At 54.2% G+C, this 568-nt stretch carries 1 pseudogene; it reads left to right on the top strand.

Annotation, left to right across the window (positions count from 1 at the left end):
* Nucleotides 1-161: 161 nt before the first annotated feature.
* Nucleotides 162-568: pseudogene (locus EVJ30_RS15235) on the top strand (hypothetical protein); the annotation flags it as partial.

Below are 568 nucleotides of genomic sequence, written 5' to 3'. Positions count from 1 at the left end.
AGCACCTGGACAAGATCTCTTCACCCGTCTCTTTCGAAACGAACCTTGTATCAAGTGTATCAAGAACCGTCCATAAGGACAATACCATCCGATACGCCGGTGCCCGATATAGTGTCCCGATTGGGACGTATCAGGACGGAGAAAAACGGATCGTCCAGATCTTGGAGCGTACGTCCGAAAACACACTTGTGATTGTCGACGACGAGACCGGCGAGATTATCTGCGAGCATGGGCTCGCGAGTGAGAAAGGCGAGCTCGTCCATGACGCCGATCACGGACATGACCAGACTAGACGTCTTCTGGCGCAGACCGAGGACCTCTATGCGCGATTCGGAGATGAGGAAAAAGCCAAGCTGTTCCTCGACCAGATCGTCATCCGATACCCACGGTATGTCAGGGACCAGTTCGATGTCATCCGCCGTCTGGACAGCTATAAAAAAGTAGATATCGTGGCCGAGATGACCCGGCTCTATGAGACGGGTCAGGTCAGCGCGAACCTTCTGGCACAGAATCTACATAGCGGTCGCGAAGGGGTTTCCGTCGCCGTCCGGGAACTCGACCCCTATAT

This window comes from Exiguobacterium sp. SH5S13 (genome assembly GCF_004337085.1).
Classification (GTDB): Bacteria; Bacillota; Bacilli; order Exiguobacteriales; family Exiguobacteriaceae; genus Exiguobacterium; species Exiguobacterium aurantiacum_A.
The sequence above is the reverse complement of the archived record's forward strand: the minus strand, read 5'-3'. Positions and strand labels throughout refer to the sequence as shown.